Raw genomic sequence first — 19,460 nt, 5'->3', positions numbered from 1 at the left:
GAGGAGAAGAAGATGGGAGATAAACCTATATCCTTTCGTGATAAAGACGGAAATTTTGTCTCTGCTGCAGACGTTTGGAATGCAGAAAAATTGGAAGAACTCTTTAATAAGTTGAATCCCAATCGTAAGTTACGGTTAGAACGGGAAAAGCTAGCAGCATCCAGTGAAAATTAGGAATGAGGAGAATAAAATGGCAAAAACAATTCACACAGACAAAGCCCCAGCAGCAATTGGTCCCTATGTTCAAGGAAAAATAGTGGGCAATCTCTTATTTGCAAGTGGGCAAGTTCCCCTTTCACCAGAAACAGGTGAAATTGTTGGTGAAACCATTCAAGAACAAACCCAACAAGTCTTGAAAAATATTGCTGCTATCCTTGAAGAAGCTGGAACGGACTTTGATCACGTAGTGAAAACCACCTGCTTTTTAAGTGATATGAATGATTTTGTACCTTTTAACGAAGTATACAAGACAGCATTTTCAGGTGAATTTCCAGCACGTTCTGCAGTAGAAGTGGCTCGCTTGCCACGCGATGTCAAAATCGAAATCGAAGTGATTGCAGAAGTTTAGTCTCAAAAGAAGGGATGCATTCGGGTAAAAAGAATGCTGGAGTGAGAGCCATCGACTGACCAACTGGAAAGAGATGCCCTCCTCCTTTTTTGTAAGGAAAAGGTGATTAGGATGACAGATAAAGAAAATACAATTCAACTGGTCATTGTAACAGGAATGAGTGGAGCAGGAAAGACCGTAGCCATTCAGTCCTTTGAAGATATGGGCTATTTCACCATCGACAATATGCCACCAGCTCTCTTGCCGAAGTTTATTGAGCTGATTCAACACTCGATGGACAATAACAAGTTGGCTCTCGTAGTGGATATGCGAAGCCGGTCTTTCTTTGCAGAAATTCGCTCCATTTTGGATGAATTAGAGAATCACAAAGGCATTGATTTTAAAATTCTCTTTTTGGATGCGACCGATAGTGAATTGGTTGCTCGCTACAAAGAAACCCGTCGTAGTCATCCACTGGCTGCTGATGGGCGTGTCTTGGATGGGATTACTCTAGAACGTGAACTTTTGGCTCCGCTTAAAAACATGAGTCAAAATGTCATTGATACGACGGAATTAACTCCCCGTAATCTTCGTAAAGTGATTGCTGAACAATTTTCCAGACAAGATAGCCAGCCTGAGTTTCGGATTGAAGTCATGTCCTTTGGCTTTAAGTATGGTCTGCCTTTAGATGCGGACTTGGTCTTTGATGTTCGTTTCCTACCTAATCCTTACTACCAACCAGAGCTACGGAACCAAACAGGGCTAGATGATGATGTCTATAACTATGTCATGGATCACAAAGAATCAGAGGAGTTTTATCGTCATCTTTACGAGTTGATTGCTCCCATCTTGCCAGCATACAAACGAGAAGGGAAGTCTGTCTTGACTATTGCTATGGGATGTACAGGAGGTCAACACCGTTCAGTCGCCTTTGCGGCACGGCTCGGACGTGATTTAGCTAAAGATTGGACAGTTAATATGAGTCATCGCGACAAAGACCGACGGAAAGAAACGGTGAATCGTTCATGAGAAAACCAAAAATGACCGTCATCGGGGGAGGTACAGGGATTTCCGTCATCTTGAATAGCTTACGGAAAAAGGATGTTGAAATTACAGCCATTGTGACAGTGGCGGATGATGGTGGTAGCTCTGGAGAACTCCGAAAAAATATTCATCAATTGACACCGCCAGGCGACTTGCGAAATGTTCTAGTAGCCATGTCTGACATGCCTCGCTTTTATGAAAAAGTCTTTCAATATCGTTTTGCGGAAGACGATGGGCCACTAGCTGGTCATCCTCTAGGGAATTTGATTATTGCCGGGATTTCTGAAATGCAAGGCTCAACCTATAATGCCATGCAATTGCTTACTAAATTTTTCCATACGACAGGAAAAATCTATCCTTCCAGCGATACACCGTTGACCCTTCATGCCGTCTTTATGGATGGGTCAGAGGTCGCTGGAGAGAGTGAAATCGCCCATCATGAGGGCATGATTGATTATGTCTATGTCACCAATACCTATAATGATGAGACGCCGAAAGCGAGTCGAAAAGTAGTAGATGCGATTTTAGAAAGTGATATGGTTATTTTAGGGCCTGGTTCTCTCTTTACATCAATCCTTCCTAATCTGGTGATTGAAGAAATTGGACAAGCCTTGCTTGAGACAAAAGCTGAGGTGGCTTATGTCTGCAACATCATGACCCAACGGGGAGAGACAGAACACTTTACTGACAGTGACCATGTATCTGTCCTTCATAAACACTTGAAGAAGCCTTTTATTGATACTGTTTTGGTCAATATTGAAAAAGTACCTCAAGAATATATGAACACGAATCGATTTGATGAATATCTGGTTCAAGTAGAACACGATTTTGCAGGTTTAAAAGCTCAAGTGCCCCGAGTTATTTCAACCAATTTCCTTCGTTTGGAAAATGGCGGAGCCTTCCATGATGGAGAAGCTGTTGTGGATGAACTGATGCAAATGGTACAGGTGATTAAATGAGTTTTACCATTAAAGTAAAAGAAGAGCTCTTGACCCTTCACCGCTTTGAGAAAAGTGAGTTATCTGCTCTGATTAAGATGTCAGGTAGTTTGGGCTTGAGTATGGGGGGCTTAAGTTTGTCTTTGACAACGGAGAATGCTAAGATTGCCCGCCATATCTATGAATTAATTGTAGAGTTTTATCAGGTCAAATCGGACATTCGTCACCACCAAAAAACCAATTTGAAAAAGAATCGCGTCTATACTGTTTCTATTGATGAAAAAGTCGAAGAGATTCTTGCAGACTTGCATTTGGCTGATTCTTTCTTTGGTATTGAGACTGGCATTGACCCAAGAATCTTAGAAGAAGATGAAGCGAGTCGAGCTTATCTGAGGGGAGCTTTCTTAGCAAGTGGGACTATCAAGGATCCGGAATCAGGACGCTATCAATTAGAAATTAGCTCTGTTTATTCTGACCATGGCCAGGATTTGGCCAGCCTGATGCAACACTTTTTGTTAGATGCCAAGACCATAGAACGCAAAAAAGGAGTTGTAACCTATTTGCAGCGGGCTGAGGATATTATTGATTTCCTCATCTTGGTAGAAGCGAAGCAGGCCTTGGAAGAATTTGAGTCTGTCAAGGTCATGCGAGAGGCGCGCAATGATCTTAATCGAGCCAACAATGCTGAAATGGCCAATATCGCGCGGACGGTCACAGCTAGTATGAAGACCATCAACAATATCGTCAAAATCATGGATACTATTGGATTAGGTGGTCTTCCTGTCGAACTTCAGGAAGTTGCTTATGTTCGAATTCAGAATCCCGACTACTCTATCCAACAAATTGCGGATGCCTTAAAAACGCCCTTGACCAAGAGTGGCGTCAATCATCGCTTGCGTAGAATCAATAAGATTGCAGAAGAATTGGATAATTTGTAAGCAAAAAAAATCCTTTGAATCAAAAGATTCAAAGGATTTTTCTTATAAGCTAGTCGAGTGAACTGGTTGAACTTTCTTATCTGGATAAATGTAATTAATGGCGTTATTCACTGCTGTAGGGGCTTCGCCTAAGCCGGTTGCAATTAAATCAATTTTCCCATCATAGAAGCAACAGTCGCCACAAGCATAGATTCCTTCACGACTGGTCTCCTGTTTGCGGTTCACGAGGATTTTATGACGTTGGAGATCCAAGCCCCATTCTTTTAATTTGCCGACTGACGATTTGAAGCCGTAGTTGACAAAGAGTTCATCGATAGGGAGTAATTGGGTTTCATCTGATTTGACCTTGGTGATTTCCAGGTGGCTGGCACGGCCATTTTCTCCGATTAAGCGACTAGGAACATAAGGAGTTTGAATAGAAACAGAAGAAGCCTTTAATTCCTCAACGCTATGTTCGAGAGCTCGGAAATTATCACGACGATGGACCAGAGTTGTAGGTGCGATTTTTTCAAAGGCCAGGGCCCAATCGACAGCCGAATCTCCTCCACCTAGAATAGCAACTTGTTTGCCAGCATATTGTTGGATATTTGAAACATGGTAGTGGACGTTCTCAAATTCTTCAGCCCCATCCACTTCTAATGGACGGGGTTTGAAGGCACCGCCACCCATAGCAATAATGACAGCACGACTGAAATGTTGGCCTTTATTGGTTTCAATTAGGAAGTGCTCCTCGTTTTTATGAATGTCCAAAACAGTTTCATTCAAACAAATGTCAGTCTCGAATGTTTTTAATTGACCGATCAACCGATTGGACAATTCTTCCCCTGTTAGGTTGGTAAAACCAGGGACATCTAGGATACGTTTCTCAGGATAGAGAATAGCAGGTTGACCACCTAGTTGAGGGAGGGAATCAATCAATTTCACTTTTACTTGACGCAGATGGCCATAGAAGGCAGCAAAGAGCCCTACAGGGCCACCGCCGATAATGGTAATGTCATAGATTTCAGACATGGTATCTCCTTTGTGATGTGTAACTAATCCTATTGTATCATAATTCGGAGTTAAATAGAAAGTGGAGGAGAGTACAAGGATTAAAAAGGATGAATCAGGAGATTGAGATATATTTTTTAAAAATAATGTTCGGTTTATTTACAAGTGTTCGATATTCTGATAGAATAAATTATTATTATTTTTTTATAAGGAGATTATTCAAAAATGCAATTTGATTTTTGGGTTAAAGTTGCGACCGAATTTATTGCAACAGCTTTATTGATTATTTTAGGAAATGGTGCCGTTGCAAACGTTGAATTGAAGGGGACCAAAGGGCATCAAAGTGGATGGCTCGTGATTGCAATTGGATATGGAATAGGTGTTATGATGCCAGCCTTGATGTTTGGTAATGTATCAGGAAACCATATCAACCCTGCTTTTACGATTGGACTTGCAGTTAGTGGCCTCTTCCCTTGGGAAAATGTTTTATACTACATCGTTGCTCAAGTTCTTGGAGCCATGTTTGGACAATTGGTTGTCGTTGCGACTCACCGTCCATATTACCTTCAAACTGAAAATCCAAACAATATCTTGGGAACTTTCTCAACGATTTCTAGCTTGGATAAAGGAACTCCTGAATCACGTAAAGCAGCAACTATCAATGGTTTTATCAACGAGTTTGCAGGATCATTCGTCCTTTTCTTTGGAGCCCTTGGCTTGACAAAACACTTCTTCGGTGCTGAGGTTGCTGGTCTAGCTCAAAGAGCAGCGACTGAGCAAGGAGGGATTTTTGATGCTTCTTCAACAGCTGCAAAATTGGCTTTGTCACAAGCACATGCTCCTGGTCTAGGAATTGCTCACTTGGCACTTGGATTCCTCGTTATGGCTTTGGTGACATCACTTGGTGGTCCTACAGGACCTGGTTTGAACCCTGCACGTGACCTTGGTCCACGTTTGGTTCACGCCTTCCTTCCAAAATCTGTCTTAGGTGAACACAAGGGAGATTCAAAATGGTGGTACGCTTGGGTACCAGTTGTAGCACCAATCTTGGCTGCAATCGTTGCCATTGCCCTCTTTAGCTTCCTTTATAAGTAAGACCAGAACACTTTTCGTAGACATTACGGAAAGTGTTTTTATCTTTCGTTAAGTAAAAAGTTTTTATAAAGGGAGTAGGGATGAAAGAAAAGAATTTAATCAAAGATAATCGAAGAGCTGATCATTTTAGTTTTCTATACTACTTGCATGAGAAGAAAGTGTTTCATTCGGAGTCACTTGCTGCTCTTTGTCAGTATCTAGTAGGATTGGAATCAGTTAATATCGAGCAACTAAGGGATTTGCGCTGGATAGAAACTCAAATTTTGCGTCATCTGGTCTATCATTTTGATGAGAATGACCTTAGTAAAATTAGTAATCTCCCAATGGATTATTGGGAGGAATTAGAAGCATTTGAACAAGTAGTATCAAACCTTTATGATCGTTATGAATGACAGGAGTTCAGAAAAGAATGAATCCTCGAACAGATTTGATAAACGTTTAGCTAGTGACAAGAGATGAATTCCTTTAACTTTTTCTTGACAATCTATAGAATTCCGTGTAGAATAGAATAGATCTTGAACTTGAAGGGAGTGAAAAACATGTCAAAAACAGTAGTACGTAAGAATGAATCTCTTGACGATGCTCTTCGTCGTTTCAAACGCGCGGTTACTAAAGCTGGTACTCTTCAAGAAACACGCAAACGTGAATTCTATGAAAAACCTTCTGTAAAACGTAAACGTAAATCAGAAGCAGCTCGTAAACGTAAAAAATTCTAATTGAATACAAGAACAGACTTCGGTCTGTTTTTTGTTTTCTCTAGAAAAATCGAAGACAAAAAAAGCCGACCTTCAAATTAGAAGATCGGGTCTTTTTGTTTAATTATTTGTTTGCAAGCAAGTCGCGGATTTCAGCAAGCAACTCTTCTTGAGTAGGAGCAGCAACTTCTTCTTCAGTAGCTTCTTCCTTTTTACCAAGGTTTTGAGCTTTTTCAGCAGCTTTCACTACGAAGAAAAGAACAGTACCGATAACAAGGAAGTTGATAACAGCGCTCAAGAAGCTACCGTAAGCAACACCATTCCATGTCAATTCAGCAATTTTTTCAACACCAGCAGCTTTCAAAGCTGGGTTCAAAATAAGTGGAGTGATGATGTCGTTTACAAATGATGTAACGATAGCTCCAAATGCAGCTCCGATAATAACTGCAACAGCAAGGTCAACAACGTTCCCACGAAGGAGAAAAGCTTTCAATTCTTTTAACATATCCTAAATATGTCCTTTCATAATAAATTTTACAGAGCATAGTATAACTGAAAATTTTTTCGTATTCAATAAATATGCTCAAATTTTTTTAAAAAGTTGATTTAAGAAAAATAGAGGCTTTCAAAACTATAGAAAAATAGGGTGAAAATCAATCTGAATGATTTACAATTGACAAAAATTAGTTTAAAATAGTTAATGATATTCTATGGTAAAATGGAGGCACTGTTTATGGTTGACAAACAACTGATTTCAGAAATTAAAAACAGTGTGAATATTGTAGATGTAATCGGAGAAGTCGTTCAATTGACAAAGGCAGGACGAAACTTTTTAGGTCTCTGTCCTTTTCATGGTGAAAAGACGCCTTCTTTTAATGTAGTCGAGGATAAACAGTTCTATCATTGTTTTGGTTGTGGCAAATCAGGCGATGTTTTTAAGTTTATCGAAGACTATCGTGGTGTCTCCTTCATGGAAGCTGTTCAAATTGTTGGAGATCAGGTAGGCATTCAGGTGCAAGCTCTTGCTCCATCTCAGTCCAGGGCACAGCAAGCAGATGGAAAACAACCCTTTTATGAGATTCATCAAGAGGCTGCCAAATTCTATCATGCGATCCTGATGACGACAAAGATGGGAGAGGCTGCTCGGCAATACCTTTATGATCGTGGTCTTGATGATGAGGTGCTTCGGCATTTTCAAATTGGACTAGCACCAGCAGAAGGGAATTATCTGTATCAGAGTGTTTCTGGAAAGTTTTCAGAAAACATTATGGCCGAGTCGGGTCTCTTTCATATTAGTGATATGGGGACTATGTATGATGCTTTTCAAGATCGCATCATGTTTCCCTTATCGGACGATACTGGCCGAGTCATTGCTTTTTCTGGTCGACTTTGGCGTGAACAAGCTGAAGGGACAAAGCCTCAGGGGAAATATAAGAATAGCCGTAGTACGCTCCTCTTTAATAAGAGTTATGAGTTGTACCATTTGGATAAGGCCAAGCAGGTTGCGAAGAAGAACCATGAACTTTACCTGATGGAAGGATTCATGGATGTCATCGCAGCCTACCGGGCTGGGATTGAGAATGCGGTTGCTTCCATGGGGACAGCTCTCACGCAGGAACATGTGGCCCATCTCAGCAAATTTACCAAAAAAGTGATTTTGGCTTATGATGGAGATAAAGCGGGAAAGCTAGCGACAGCAAAGGCTATAGAGGTTCTGGAAAAACAGGAGGTAGAGGTTGTCCAAATTCCTGATCAGATGGACCCTGATGAGTATCTCAAAAAGAATTCACCGCAAGCTTTAGCAGACTTATTGGAAAAAACACGTCTTAGCCGCGTAGAATTTCTCATGGATTATTGGAAGCCAGACAATATTGAAAATTTGCAGGCGCAGATTGAATTTGTTGAGAAAATGGCTCCTTTAATTGCTCAGACACCTTCTGTAACGGCACAAAACACCTACATTTATAAATTAGCCGACCTCTTAGTTGATTTTGATTATTTGCAGGTGGAACAAACGGTTAATGCTAGTCGTCTTCAGATGCGGAGTCAGCGTCAGGATCAAGGGCCAATCCATACACAGGCTCCAGTTGCTAGTCCAACTATTGTACAGAAGCAGTTGCCTCGCCTGGTTCGGGCTGAGAATCATCTTCTTCATCGGATGAACGCTTTTCCTTATGTTTTGAATGAATATCGTCTTCGGACAGATTTTTCATTTGATACCCCTGCCTTGCAAACCTTGTACCAACTTCTTTGCAAAAATGGAGAAGTGACATCGCAGGATTTGTCAGAGCAGACAGAGGAAGTCCAACGAGCCTGGTATCTGATGTTAGAAGAAAATTTACCGGATGAAATAGCGGAGAATGAGCTGGAAGAAGTGGAAGAAACGAGAAAACGTGAGCTTCTCCGTAAAGAAAGTCAACAAATAGGGAAAAAAGTTCGAGAAGCGTCTCACAGTGGAGATGCAGATCAGGCTTTATTGGAACTCGAGCGACTAATCGCTCAAAAAAGAAGAATGGAGTAGGAATGGCGAAAGAACAAAAAGATATCACAACTTTAGATGTCCAAATTGCAGAGTTTATTCGTAGTCATAAGAAAAGTGGTACTGCAACAGATGATGAAATCAATGATCAATTGGTCATTCCTTTTACTTTGGATGCCAATGGAATTGATGATTTGTTGCAACGGATTCAAGATGCTGGGATTTCCATCACTGATAAAGAAGGAAATCCAAGTGCGCGTGTCCTGAACAACGAAGAAGAAGAACCAGAGTTGACAGATGAGGAATTGCTTGGAAGCAACTCTGCTAAAGTCAATGACCCAGTACGGATGTACTTGAAGGAAATTGGGGTCGTTCCTCTTTTGACCAATGAAGAAGAGCAAGAATTGGCTATCTTGGTGGAACAAGGAGATTTGGAAGCTAAGCAACGTTTGGCAGAAGCCAACCTTCGTTTGGTTGTTTCTATTGCGAAGCGCTATGTTGGTCGTGGGATGCAATTCTTGGATTTGATCCAAGAAGGAAACATGGGCTTGATGAAGGCCGTTGATAAGTTTGACTATACCAAAGGATTCAAGTTCTCTACTTATGCGACTTGGTGGATTCGTCAGGCTATCACCCGTGCCATTGCAGACCAGGCTCGTACCATTCGTATTCCTGTCCACATGGTAGAAACTATTAACAAGTTGGTTCGTGAACAACGCAACCTCTTGCAAGAATTGGGACAAGATCCTACACCAGAACAAATTGCGGAACGCATGGATATGACACCTGATAAGGTGCGCGAAATCTTGAAGATTGCCCAAGAACCTGTTTCTCTTGAAACACCAATTGGGGAAGAGGACGATAGCCATTTGGGAGATTTTATCGAAGACGAAGTGATTGAAAATCCAGTAGATTACACCACTCGTATGGTACTACGCGAACAATTGGATGAAGTCCTTGATACTCTTACCGACCGGGAAGAAAATGTCCTTCGTTTACGTTTTGGTTTGGATGATGGTAAAATGCGGACCTTGGAAGATGTTGGGAAAGTCTTTAACGTGACCCGTGAACGGATCCGTCAGATCGAAGCCAAAGCCCTCCGCAAACTGCGCCACCCAAGCAGAAGCAAACCATTGCGTGATTTTATAGAGGATTAAAAAGATCCTGTGGATCTTTTTAACGGCCACCCAAAAACAAGAGAGTGGCCAGATTCAGTGGACCTTTTTAACCCGAGCCGAGAAATTCGGAAGCGAGGAATGCCCAGTTGACATTTTTAACGGTCGCCTAGACATAAAAAAGCGACCCAGGTTCGGGCGGTCTTTTATAGAGTACCCTTAATATTGGGGTTCCCGTAAACAAAGAAATTCTTCTTAGGGATGAACCCAAGGATGAAGGAGTGAAGAATGAGTTATACGACTGAAGAAATCGAACAAATTAAAAACCGTATTCTTGAAAATCTAGAGCAGGTTATCGATCCGGAATTAGGTATTGATATTGTCAACCTTGGTTTGGTCTACGAAATTCGGTTTGATGGTGAAACTGGTGAAACAGAAATCGATATGACCCTAACCACTATGGGTTGTCCATTGGCAGACTTGCTGACGGATCAGATTTATGATGCCTTAACAGGAATGGAAGAAGTGACTAAGGTAGATGTAAAATTGGTCTGGTATCCAGCTTGGACGGTTGAAAAGATGAGCCGCTATGCGCGGATTGCTTTAGGAATCAAATAAGATTACTTTAAAGGAGGGACGGATGTTTCTCCTTTTTTTGGATAGATGATTTGATTATCAAATAGTACGAATATTCGATTTTCTTTTCCGATTATATCTTGCAATCACTTCTTAGTAAGGTTATAATAGAATCATTATTAAATTAAGGAGAAGATTATGAATCAGTACCCTTTGGTCTACTTAGACCATGTTCAAAAAGTGTATGGTAAACATATTGCCTTATATGATGTGAGTGTCAATATTCAACCGGGTCGTATCATTGGTTTGTTAGGACCAAACGGAAGTGGGAAAACCACCATTATTAAATTAGTGAATGGGCTCTTGCAACCTACTTCAGGTAATGTCTACATCCATGGCCAAGTACCGTCTGCAAAAACCAAACAAGTCGTTTCTTATTTACCAGATACAACTTATTTGGATGAGAATATGAAGATTTCAGAAACCCTTCGTTTCTTCCAAGACTTCTACAAGGATTTCAATGTGCAACGTGCTTATCAATTGCTAAATGATTTACATTTACATCCCGAGCAAAAATTGAAACAACTCTCTAAAGGGAATAAAGAAAAAGTTCAATTAATTTTGGTTATGAGCCGCGAAGCGGATTTGTACATTCTTGATGAACCAATTGGTGGAGTGGACCCTGCTGCGCGTGACTACATCCTTAGAACCATCATTCAAAATCGTCGTCCAAATTCATCCGTATTGATTTCAACTCACTTAATTGCGGATGTTGAACAAGTCTTGGATGAAGCACTCTTTATCAATCAAGGTCGTATTCTATTGCATGAAAATACAACTGTCCTTCGCAATCAATACGGTAAATCGATTGATGAGATCTTCCGTGAACAATTTAGAATGTATTAGGAGGTTCTTATGTTTGGGAAATTAATGAAATATGAAATAAAAGCAACCTATAAGTGGTATCTCATTATTTCGGGTGTGCTTGCTATTCTCGCTATTTTTGCTGGTTTATTAGCTTCTAGTGTTATTACTGGCGCAGCAAGTTATACAGCAGATACAACCTATACGATTGTGGGAATTGTTGCTCTGGTTATTTTTGCGGGTTACATTGGGTTGACCTTGACCAACTATATCATTATTATTCGTCGTTTTTACAATAATATTTTTGGTCGAGAAGGTTATTTGACCTGGACTTTGCCAACTGGCTCTCATACCGTTTTACTTGCAAAAGCTACATCTGCTTTGATTTGGAGTATCTTCTGTTTTATTAGCTTGGTCCTTTCTTTGGTTATTTTCCTAGGTGTAATTGGACTTTCTCAACAACAGAATATCTTTGAGGTGCTTGGTTTACTTCTTGAACGTATTGGTGGCCCTCTGTTTTGGCAAACCTTGTTTTTCCAATTGTTAGCAACCATTTCAGGGATTCTGATGCTCTATTGTGCGATTTCACTGGGCCAACTCTTTATTAATCATCGTGTCGTAATGGCCTTTGTCTTTGGTTTTATTCTTTGGGTTGTTCTTAGCATCATTGGAAGAATGTTTCCTACTGTGGAGTTAACCAGCCTTTCATATCTGTCAAGTGGCTATTATGATACCCTTAGTGATGTATTGGCTGTTAACTTTATTCCGGCTTATATCTATGAACTAGTGAAAATTGTAGCGATGTACTTTACCGTTCATTATGTAACAAAATTCAAATTGAACTTGCAATAAGAATGAAAGAGGAAGGAATTCCTCTTTTTCTTTTGCCATTTTACCCAAAAAATGATACACTGGACTATATCATTTTGGGGTCGTTACGGATTCGACAGGCATTATGAGGCATATTTTGCGACTCGTGTGGCGACGTAAACGCTCAGTTAAATATAACTGCAAAAAATAACACTTCTTACGCTCTAGCTGCCTAAAAACCAGCAGGCGTGACCCGATTCGGATTGCTCGTGTCTGATGACAGGTCTTAATTTTAGCGAGATACGATCAAACTTTGTCTAGCAGTTTGATAAGAGATAGATAGACTCGCAGTTTCTTGGCTTGAGTTATGTGTCGAGGAACTGTTAAAGCAATACATAACCTATGGTTGTAGACAAATATGTTGGCAGATGTTTGGACGTGGGTTCGATTCCCACCGGCTCCATTTTTATATATGTAAACGACAAGTCCTTGTCGTTTTTGTTTCTTTAAAATCTATCAAACAATGATATCTTGTGAGCGATTCCTAAATTTTTTGTTGACAGGAGGAGCGCTTTTCCGTATAATGGATACTAGTTTGGAAGATTACTCAAGAGGCTTAAGAGGCCGTGTTGGAAACGCGGTAGGCGTGTAACAGCGTGCGTGGGTTCGAATCCCATGTCTTCCGTAAGAGAAAGGAAAGCAGATCAGTTGATCTGTTTTTTTTGTTAGGCAGGATTGGCAATGGGTAAGAGTGTCTTCTTTGTCGGATTTCCTGTATAATAGAAGGTAAGAACGGACGAAAAGGAGTGCAAGGTGATTACACAACTGGACACAAAATCGGTTTATACCTTTATGGACAGTTTAGTCTCTATTCGAGACTATATTCAGCGTGCCAAAGAAATGGGTTACCAACAAATTGGTCTCATGGATATTGATAATTTGTATGGGGCTTACGAGTTTTTAGAAGAGTGCCAAAAAGCTGGTATAGGAGCTGTCCTAGGTCTTGATTTGGAAGTTGATTTACCAACGGGTCCTTTGTCTATCCGTTTGCTTGCGTTAGGTACCGTAGGTTATAAACATTTAATCAAGATTTCCAGCATGAAAATGATGGGGACAACTGACTGGTCGGCCTTTCAACACTTGTTGGATGATCTAGCCATCATCGTTCCCTATTTTGAAGGGATTGAGTATTTAGACTTGGGCCAAGACTTTGCGATTGGTGTCTTTCCAGATACTCCAGCGAAACAGTTTTCTCGTCCTGTTTTCCCCCTCCATACAGTCCGCTATTTTTCTACGAGTGATTTGGAAAGTCTTCAGATGCTCCATGCCATTCGTAATAATTGCAGTCTGAAGGAAGTAGGAGCTGTTGACGCTTCTATGATGTTACTGCCACCAGAAAAGTTGGAGCGGGCCTTTGCTCATAATTATCCAGATAGTATTTCTTATCTAGAGAAGACCCTTGCGACTGTTCATTATGAGATTGATACGCAGTTGAAGCTTCCCCGTTTTAATCCAGAGAAACCAGCAGTCGAGGAATTGCGTGAGTTGGCTGAGGAGGGCTTGAGAAGCAAGGGGCTGGACCAGACGGTTTACCAAGAGCGTTTGCGTCATGAATTAGCTGTCATCCATCAGATGGGCTTTGATGACTACTTCTTGATTGTCTGGGATTTATTACGGTTTGGACGAAGTCAAGGTTACTATATGGGGATGGGCCGTGGATCAGCAGTTGGTAGTCTAGTAGCCTATGCCTTGGATATTACAGGGATTGATCCAGTCAAGAACAATCTTCTCTTTGAGCGTTTTTTGAACTTAGAGCGCTATACAATGCCAGATATTGATATTGATATTCCAGATGTCTATCGTCCCAAATTTATCCAGTATGTTAAAAATCGCTACCGTAGTCCTCACGTGGCTCAAATTGTGACCTTCTCAACTTTTGGGGCCAAGCAAGCCATTCGGGATGTTTTTAAGAGATTTGGGACCCCAGAATATGAGTTAACCAACCTCACCAAGCGGATCGGCTTGCGGGATACCTTAGCCTCTGCTTATGAAAAGAATTTAGCATTTCGTCAAGCCATTCAAAGTCGCCCAGAATACCGTAAAGGATTTGAAATTGCGAAGAGGATTGAAGGGCAACCGCGTCAGACGTCGATTCATGCGGCAGGCGTTGTCATGAGTGGAGAGGACCTCACCAATCAAATTCCGATCAAGATGGGTGAGGAGATGAATCTGACCCAATATGATGCCCATGGTGTTGAAGCTAATGGCTTGCTCAAGATGGACTTCTTAGGACTACGAAATTTGACCTTTGCTCAACGGATGCAGGAAGCAGTGAAGGAAAAATATCAAAAGGATATTAAAATCGAGGACATTCCTCTAGAGGATCCAGAAACAATTGCTTTATTTGCTGCAGGCAATACCAAGGGTATCTTCCAGTTTGAGCAAGCGGGAGCTATTCGTTTGATGAGACGAGTTCAACCTAGCTGTTTTGAAGAAATTGTTGCGACGACTTCCTTGAACCGGCCAGGAGCTAGTGACTATATTGATAATTTCGTTAAACGTAAGCATGGCAAGGAAAAGGTCGATATGATCGATCCTAGTTTGGAAGAGATTCTAGCACCAACTTATGGCATCATGCTCTATCAGGAGCAAGTCATGCAGGTGGCCCAGACCTTTGCTGGCTTTAGTCTAGGAAAAGCCGATATCCTCAGACGGGCCATGGGGAAAAAGAACGTGGCAGAAATGCATCGGATGGAAGATGACTTTATCAAAGGGGCTATCGCTCTTGGACATAGTGCAGAAAAAGCCAAGCAAGTGTTTTCCATTATGGAAAAATTTGCTGGCTATGGCTTTAATCGTTCCCATGCCTATGCTTACTCAGCCCTGGCCTTCCAATTGGCCTACTTTAAAGTCCATTATCCAGATGTCTTCTTTGACATTATGCTCAACTACTCTAGCAGTGATTACTTGACCGATGCATTGCAATTCAACTTCCAAGTGGCTCCTTTGACCATTAATACCATTCCTTATAAAGATAAGTTCCAAGATCAGAAGATTTATCTAGGAATGAAGAATATCAAAGGTCTTCCAAAAGATCTAGCCTTTTGGATTATTGACCAACGTCCGTTTGAGAGTATTGAAGATTTTATCTTGCGCTTGCCCAGTCAGTACCACAAACTTCCTCTTTTAACGCCACTGGTAGAATTGGGCTTGTTTGACTGCTTTGAAAAGAATCGAAGAAAAGTCCTTCAGAACCTTCCTAATCTATTTGTTTTTGCAGATGAGTTGGGTAGTTTATTTGGCGAAGCTAATTATTCCTGGATGGATGCCGAGGACTACAGCAAGGCTGAGAAGTATGAAATGGAGCAAAGGGTCATAGGGGTCGGTCTCAGTCCTCATCCTCTAGTGGAAATTCTAGCCGCAAGTAGCCAACCAGTACGGCCGATCGCTTCTTTAAGCGAAGGAGAACAGGCCACCATCCTAGTCGAAGTCCAATCAATCCGGACGATTCGAACAAAAAATGGGGAAAATATGGCCTTTCTACAAGTTTCCGATCTCCAAAAGAAGATGGATGTCACTCTTTTTCCGGAAACTTATCGCCAGTATAGTTCAAAAATAAGAGAGAAGGGCTATTACTATCTCAAGGGGAAAATAAAGTCTAGAGATGGTCGACTCCAAATGATTTTGATGGAAACAGAAGAAGCTACCAATCAGCGTTTTTGGATTCAATTGTTTGATCACCAAGAGGATCGGGCAGTTTTAGATATTTTAAAAGCCTATCCGGGTCCCTATCCTGTTGTTATTCGCTATGAAGAGGAGAAAAAGACCATCCAATTAAAAGGAGTTTCCGTCCAGAAAAACGAGAAGTTAGAAAATGATCTGGCAAGTATTGCTATGAAAACGATTTATCGATAAAATCTACGGAAAATAGGAGAAATTTGAGCCTCTTTGTGTTATAATCATTAAGAATGTAAAAGAAAAAAAGGAGCAAATATCGAAATGAAACGTATTGCTGTTTTAACCAGTGGGGGAGATGCCCCTGGAATGAATGCTGCTATCCGTGCAGTTGTTCGCCAAGCAATTTCTGAAGGAATGGAAGTATTTGGTATCTATAATGGATACGCTGGTATGGTTGCTGGTGATATCCATCAATTGGATGCTTCATCAGTTGGGGATATTATTTCTCGTGGTGGAACGATGCTTCATTCAGCCCGCTATCCTGAATTTGCTGAACGCGAAGGTCAATTAAAAGGGATTGAGCAGTTGAAGAAACATGGAATCGAAGGTGTCGTCGTTATCGGTGGTGATGGATCATACCACGGAGCGATGCGTTTGACAGAACATGGCTTCCCAGCTGTAGGACTTCCTGGTACAATCGATAATGATATCGTTGGTACAGATTTTACAATTGGATTTGATACAGCTGTTACAACTGCTATGGATGCGATTGATAAGATCCGGGATACATCGTCTAGTCACCATCGTACCTTTGTAATCGAGGTAATGGGACGTCATGCAGGGGATATTGCCCTTTGGTCAGGTATTGCTTCAGGAGCTGATGAGATCATCATTCCAGAAGAAGGCTTCAAAATCGAAGATGTCGTTGAAAGCATCAAGATGGGCTACGAGAAAGGTCGTACACACAACATTATCGTCCTTGCAGAAGGTGTGATGTCTGCTGACGAATTCGGTAAAGCCTTGAAAGATGCCGGAGATACAAGTGATCTTCGTGTAACAGAACTTGGACATATCCAACGTGGTGGTTCACCAACTGCGCGTGACCGTGTCCTTGCTTCACGTTTGGGTGCACATGCTGTTAAGTTGTTGAAAGCTGGTATCGGTGGTGTAGCTGTTGGTATCCGCAATGAACAAATGGTGGAAAACCCAATTCTTGGTAGTGCAGAAGAAGGTGCCCTCTTTAGCTTGACTGAAGATGGTAAAATCAAAGTGAACAACCCTCATAAGGCTGACTTAAACCTTGCAGAGTTGAACCGTAGCTTATCTTCTATTTAATTTTATTTGTTAAAATTTGTCCAAAAAGACAGTGTATTTTAAAAGGAGTCATAGAAATCATGAACAAACGTGTAAAAATCGTTGCAACCTTAGGTCCTGCGGTAGAAATCCGTGGTGGTAAAAAATTTGGTGATGATGGATATTGGGGTGAAAAACTTGATGTTGAAGCTTCAGCACAAAACATTGCTAAATTGATCGAAGCTGGTGCAAATACTTTCCGTTTCAACTTCTCACACGGTGACCACCAAGAACAAGGTGACCGTATGGCAACTGTTAAACGTGCAGAAGAAATCGCTGGTAAAAAAGTTGGTTTCCTGCTTGATACAAAAGGTCCAGAAATCCGTACAGAGTTGTTCGAAGGCGATGCTAAAGAGTACTCATACAAGACTGGTGAAAAGATCCGTGTTGCTACTAAACAAGGAATCAAATCAACTCGTGAAGTGATTGCTTTGAACGTTGCAGGTGCGCTTGACATCTATGATGACGTTGAAGTTGGTCGCCAAGTATTGATTGACGATGGTAAATTGGGTCTTCGTGTTGTAGAAAAAGACGATGCAAGCCGTGAATTTATCGTTGAAGTTGAAAATGACGGTGTGATTGCTAAACAAAAAGGTGTCAACATCCCTAACACTAAAATTCCTTTCCCAGCTCTTGCTGAACGCGATAACGACGATATCCGCTTCGGTTTGGAACAAGGTATCAACTTCATCGCGATCTCATTCGTACGTACTGCAAAAGACGTAAACGAAGTTCGTGCTATCTGTGAAGAAACTGGTAACGGTCACGTTCAATTGTTTGCGAAGATCGAAAACCAACAAGGTATCGATAACTTGGATGAAATCATTGAAGCTGCTGATGGTATCATGATCGCTCGTGGTGACATGGGTATCGAAGTACCATTCGAAATGGTTCCAGTTTACCAAAAAATGATCATCACAAAAGTAAACGCTGCTGGTAAAGTTGTTATCACTGCAACAAACATGCTTGAAACAATGACTGAAAAACCACGTGCAACTCGTTCAGAAGTATCAGACGTATTTAACGCTGTTATCGACGGAACTGACGCGACTATGCTTTCAGGTGAGTCTGCAAATGGTAAATACCCACTTGAGTCTGTTCGTACAATGGCTACTATCGACAAGAACGCTCAAACTCTTCTTAACGAATACGGACGTTTGAACTCAGATTCATTTGAACGTAACTCTAAGACAGAAGTTATGGCTTCAGCTGTTAAAGATGCAACAAACTCAATGGATATCAAATTGGTCGTTACTCTTACTAAGACTGGTCACACTGCACGTTTGATTTCTAAATACCGTCCAAATGCTGATATCTTGGCATTGACATTTGATGAATTGACTGAACGTGGATTGATGTTGAACTGGGGTGTTATCCCAATGTTGACAGATGCTCCATCATCAACTGACGATATGTTCGAAATCGCAGAACGTAAAGCAGTAGAAGCAGGTCTTGTACAATCTGGTGACGATATCGTTATCGTAGCAGGTGTGCCACTTGGTGAAGCTGTTCGTACAAACACTATGCGTATCCGTACAGTACGTTAATCTAACTAACAAACCTTGTTCTCTAAGTGTAAAATCTTGGAGACAGGGTTTTTTTCGTCCAAGTTTCTGACGATTTAGGAATGTGGGCCTTTTTTATTGTCTAATAAAATGGTATAATGGAAGGAACTGAAAGGGGGGATAGGAATGTCAAAAAGGGATTTGATTCGGAATATTATCATCATTGGAATATTGGGCTTGGTACTCATTACTTTGCGCCTATTTGTTTTTCAACCATTGTGGGTATCTGATCAAATGGCCAATGCCTCCGTTAAGAAAGATGATTTAGTATTAGCGACAAAGAAGGGAAAAATTGATCGGACAGATTTGGTCCTCTATCATGTAAAAGAGAAACAATATCTTGGACGTGTCATTGCTATAGAGAGCGATGAGGTCAGTTATGTGGATGATGTCTTTTATTTGAATGGTGTAGCTACAGAAGAGCCGTATTTGGATAAAATGAAGACCAAACATTTAGCAGCCCCAAGTGGTGATTATTTTACAAATGATTTTTTCTCTAGAGAACTTAAGGGAACCAAGGCTGGAAAAGTACCAAGTAATAGTTATTTAGTCTTAAATGATGATCGTAACAATACTAAAGATAGTCGTGAATTTGGTTATATTCAAGAAGGTCAGATTGAAGGGGTAGTTGATTTCCGCTTGTATCCTTTAAATAAATTCGGCTTTATTAAAATAGAAGAATAGTCCAGAAGGACTATTTTTTTCGTACAAAAAAACTACTGCAGAATATGTGAACTGCAGTAGCTTTTTAGCTTCATTCATCCCCGTTAGAG

General features: G+C 41.0%; 19 protein-coding genes, 1 tRNA gene and 1 other RNA gene. 19 read left to right on the top strand and 2 right to left on the bottom strand.

From position 1 onward, the window contains the following. Positions 1 to 12: 12 nt before the first annotated feature. From D8785_RS01565 to whiA, 5 genes are all read left to right on the top strand, one after another. Positions 13 to 174: a hypothetical protein gene (locus D8785_RS01565; protein ID WP_023022771.1), complete on the top strand. Its 162-nt coding sequence runs from the start codon at positions 13 to 15 to the stop codon at positions 172 to 174. Positions 175 to 190: 16 nt separating this feature from the next. After that, entirely contained in the window at positions 191 to 568 is a 378-nt protein-coding gene (locus tag D8785_RS01560) for a RidA family protein (RefSeq protein WP_125374249.1), read from the top strand. Positions 569 to 679: 111 nt separating this feature from the next. Beyond that, positions 680 to 1,576: an RNase adapter RapZ gene (gene rapZ / locus D8785_RS01555; protein ID WP_125374248.1), complete on the top strand. Its 897-nt coding sequence runs from the start codon at positions 680 to 682 to the stop codon at positions 1,574 to 1,576. Continuing rightward, the gene (locus D8785_RS01550) at positions 1,573 to 2,550 is read left to right on the top strand and encodes a YvcK family protein (protein ID WP_123160112.1); all 978 of its coding nucleotides are present in this window, start codon (positions 1,573 to 1,575) and stop codon (positions 2,548 to 2,550) included. The genes rapZ and D8785_RS01550 overlap by 4 nt, the downstream gene beginning before the upstream one ends. Next, a complete protein-coding gene (whiA, locus tag D8785_RS01545) occupies positions 2,547 to 3,467 on the top strand; it encodes a DNA-binding protein WhiA (RefSeq protein ID WP_125374247.1) in 921 nt (306 codons plus the stop codon). The genes D8785_RS01550 and whiA overlap by 4 nt, the downstream gene beginning before the upstream one ends. 42 nt (positions 3,468 to 3,509) lie before the next feature. On the opposite strand, the gene D8785_RS01540 is transcribed toward whiA, so the two are convergent. Then, positions 3,510 to 4,478, bottom strand: coding sequence for an NAD(P)/FAD-dependent oxidoreductase (locus D8785_RS01540; RefSeq protein ID WP_125374246.1), 969 nt, complete (start codon positions 4,476 to 4,478; stop codon positions 3,510 to 3,512). A 204-nt stretch (positions 4,479 to 4,682) separates the two neighbouring features. Between D8785_RS01540 and gla the strand changes: the two genes are divergently transcribed. The 3 genes from gla (at position 4,683) to rpsU (ending at position 6,268) form a co-directional block, all read left to right on the top strand. Continuing rightward, complete coding sequence (gla, locus tag D8785_RS01535; RefSeq protein WP_125374245.1) at positions 4,683 to 5,552, top strand: aquaglyceroporin Gla; 870 nt, start codon at positions 4,683 to 4,685, stop codon at positions 5,550 to 5,552. Positions 5,553 to 5,632: 80 nt separating this feature from the next. Continuing rightward, entirely contained in the window at positions 5,633 to 5,944 is a 312-nt protein-coding gene (locus tag D8785_RS01530) for a hypothetical protein (protein WP_125374244.1), read from the top strand. A 147-nt stretch (positions 5,945 to 6,091) separates the two neighbouring features. Beyond that, the gene (gene rpsU, locus D8785_RS01525; RefSeq protein WP_000048054.1) at positions 6,092 to 6,268 is read left to right on the top strand and encodes a 30S ribosomal protein S21; all 177 of its coding nucleotides are present in this window, start codon (positions 6,092 to 6,094) and stop codon (positions 6,266 to 6,268) included. A gap of 103 nt (positions 6,269 to 6,371) precedes the next feature. Here the strand turns inward: rpsU and mscL are convergent, their stop codons facing one another. Beyond that, positions 6,372 to 6,752: a large conductance mechanosensitive channel protein MscL gene (mscL, locus tag D8785_RS01520; RefSeq protein ID WP_125374243.1), complete on the bottom strand. Its 381-nt coding sequence runs from the start codon at positions 6,750 to 6,752 to the stop codon at positions 6,372 to 6,374. Between the two features lie 228 nt (positions 6,753 to 6,980). On the opposite strand from mscL, the gene dnaG reads away from it, so the two are divergent. The 11 genes from dnaG (at position 6,981) to lepB (ending at position 19,371) form a co-directional block, all read left to right on the top strand. Then, on the top strand, positions 6,981 to 8,768 hold the full coding sequence (gene dnaG, locus D8785_RS01515) for a DNA primase (protein WP_125374242.1): 1,788 nt from the start codon (positions 6,981 to 6,983) through the stop codon (positions 8,766 to 8,768). A gap of 2 nt (positions 8,769 to 8,770) precedes the next feature. Then, complete coding sequence (rpoD, locus tag D8785_RS01510) at positions 8,771 to 9,883, top strand: RNA polymerase sigma factor RpoD (RefSeq protein ID WP_125374241.1); 1,113 nt, start codon at positions 8,771 to 8,773, stop codon at positions 9,881 to 9,883. Positions 9,884 to 10,129: 246 nt separating this feature from the next. After that, positions 10,130 to 10,459: a metal-sulfur cluster assembly factor gene (locus D8785_RS01505; protein WP_006596590.1), complete on the top strand. Its 330-nt coding sequence runs from the start codon at positions 10,130 to 10,132 to the stop codon at positions 10,457 to 10,459. A gap of 156 nt (positions 10,460 to 10,615) precedes the next feature. After that, complete coding sequence (locus D8785_RS01500; protein ID WP_125374240.1) at positions 10,616 to 11,323, top strand: ABC transporter ATP-binding protein; 708 nt, start codon at positions 10,616 to 10,618, stop codon at positions 11,321 to 11,323. 9 nt (positions 11,324 to 11,332) lie between these two features. Then, complete coding sequence (locus D8785_RS01495) at positions 11,333 to 12,133, top strand: ABC transporter ATP-binding protein (protein ID WP_125374239.1); 801 nt, start codon at positions 11,333 to 11,335, stop codon at positions 12,131 to 12,133. 76 nt (positions 12,134 to 12,209) lie between these two features. After that, positions 12,210 to 12,557, top strand: a transfer-messenger RNA (tmRNA) gene (gene ssrA, locus D8785_RS01490). A 131-nt stretch (positions 12,558 to 12,688) separates the two neighbouring features. Beyond that, positions 12,689 to 12,776, top strand: a tRNA-Ser gene (locus D8785_RS01485). Between the two features lie 128 nt (positions 12,777 to 12,904). Next, entirely contained in the window at positions 12,905 to 16,006 is a 3,102-nt protein-coding gene (locus D8785_RS01480; RefSeq protein ID WP_125374238.1) for a DNA polymerase III subunit alpha, read from the top strand. An 84-nt stretch (positions 16,007 to 16,090) separates the two neighbouring features. Next, complete coding sequence (gene pfkA / locus D8785_RS01475) at positions 16,091 to 17,104, top strand: 6-phosphofructokinase (protein ID WP_125374237.1); 1,014 nt, start codon at positions 16,091 to 16,093, stop codon at positions 17,102 to 17,104. 59 nt (positions 17,105 to 17,163) lie between these two features. Next, on the top strand, positions 17,164 to 18,669 hold the full coding sequence (gene pyk, locus D8785_RS01470; RefSeq protein ID WP_125374236.1) for a pyruvate kinase: 1,506 nt from the start codon (positions 17,164 to 17,166) through the stop codon (positions 18,667 to 18,669). 144 nt (positions 18,670 to 18,813) lie between these two features. Then, positions 18,814 to 19,371, top strand: a complete 558-nt coding sequence (lepB, locus tag D8785_RS01465; RefSeq protein WP_125374235.1) for a signal peptidase I — start codon at positions 18,814 to 18,816, stop codon at positions 19,369 to 19,371. Positions 19,372 to 19,460: the final 89 nt, after the last annotated feature.

The organism is Streptococcus australis (genome assembly GCF_003943615.1).
GTDB lineage: Bacteria > Bacillota > Bacilli > Lactobacillales > Streptococcaceae > Streptococcus > Streptococcus australis_C.
The sequence above is the reverse complement of the archived record's forward strand: the minus strand, read 5'-3'. Positions and strand labels throughout refer to the sequence as shown.

Excerpts from the sequence above, each read along its gene's own strand:
- D8785_RS01565 (WP_023022771.1), top strand. The coding sequence starts at position 13 with ATGGGAGATAAACCTATATCCTTTCGTGATAAAGACGGAAATTTTGTC.
- D8785_RS01560 (WP_125374249.1), top strand. The coding sequence starts at position 191 with ATGGCAAAAACAATTCACACAGACAAAGCCCCAGCAGCAATTGGTCCC.
- rapZ (WP_125374248.1), top strand. The coding sequence starts at position 680 with ATGACAGATAAAGAAAATACAATTCAACTGGTCATTGTAACAGGAATG.
- D8785_RS01550 (WP_123160112.1), top strand. The coding sequence starts at position 1,573 with ATGAGAAAACCAAAAATGACCGTCATCGGGGGAGGTACAGGGATTTCC.
- whiA (WP_125374247.1), top strand. The coding sequence starts at position 2,547 with ATGAGTTTTACCATTAAAGTAAAAGAAGAGCTCTTGACCCTTCACCGC.
- D8785_RS01540 (WP_125374246.1), bottom strand. The coding sequence starts at position 4,478 with ATGTCTGAAATCTATGACATTACCATTATCGGCGGTGGCCCTGTAGGG.
- gla (WP_125374245.1), top strand. The coding sequence starts at position 4,683 with ATGCAATTTGATTTTTGGGTTAAAGTTGCGACCGAATTTATTGCAACA.
- D8785_RS01530 (WP_125374244.1), top strand. The coding sequence starts at position 5,633 with ATGAAAGAAAAGAATTTAATCAAAGATAATCGAAGAGCTGATCATTTT.
- rpsU (WP_000048054.1), top strand. The coding sequence starts at position 6,092 with ATGTCAAAAACAGTAGTACGTAAGAATGAATCTCTTGACGATGCTCTT.
- mscL (WP_125374243.1), bottom strand. The coding sequence starts at position 6,752 with ATGTTAAAAGAATTGAAAGCTTTTCTCCTTCGTGGGAACGTTGTTGAC.
- dnaG (WP_125374242.1), top strand. The coding sequence starts at position 6,981 with ATGGTTGACAAACAACTGATTTCAGAAATTAAAAACAGTGTGAATATT.
- rpoD (WP_125374241.1), top strand. The coding sequence starts at position 8,771 with ATGGCGAAAGAACAAAAAGATATCACAACTTTAGATGTCCAAATTGCA.
- D8785_RS01505 (WP_006596590.1), top strand. The coding sequence starts at position 10,130 with ATGAGTTATACGACTGAAGAAATCGAACAAATTAAAAACCGTATTCTT.
- D8785_RS01500 (WP_125374240.1), top strand. The coding sequence starts at position 10,616 with ATGAATCAGTACCCTTTGGTCTACTTAGACCATGTTCAAAAAGTGTAT.
- D8785_RS01495 (WP_125374239.1), top strand. The coding sequence starts at position 11,333 with ATGTTTGGGAAATTAATGAAATATGAAATAAAAGCAACCTATAAGTGG.
- pfkA (WP_125374237.1), top strand. The coding sequence starts at position 16,091 with ATGAAACGTATTGCTGTTTTAACCAGTGGGGGAGATGCCCCTGGAATG.
- pyk (WP_125374236.1), top strand. The coding sequence starts at position 17,164 with ATGAACAAACGTGTAAAAATCGTTGCAACCTTAGGTCCTGCGGTAGAA.
- lepB (WP_125374235.1), top strand. The coding sequence starts at position 18,814 with ATGTCAAAAAGGGATTTGATTCGGAATATTATCATCATTGGAATATTG.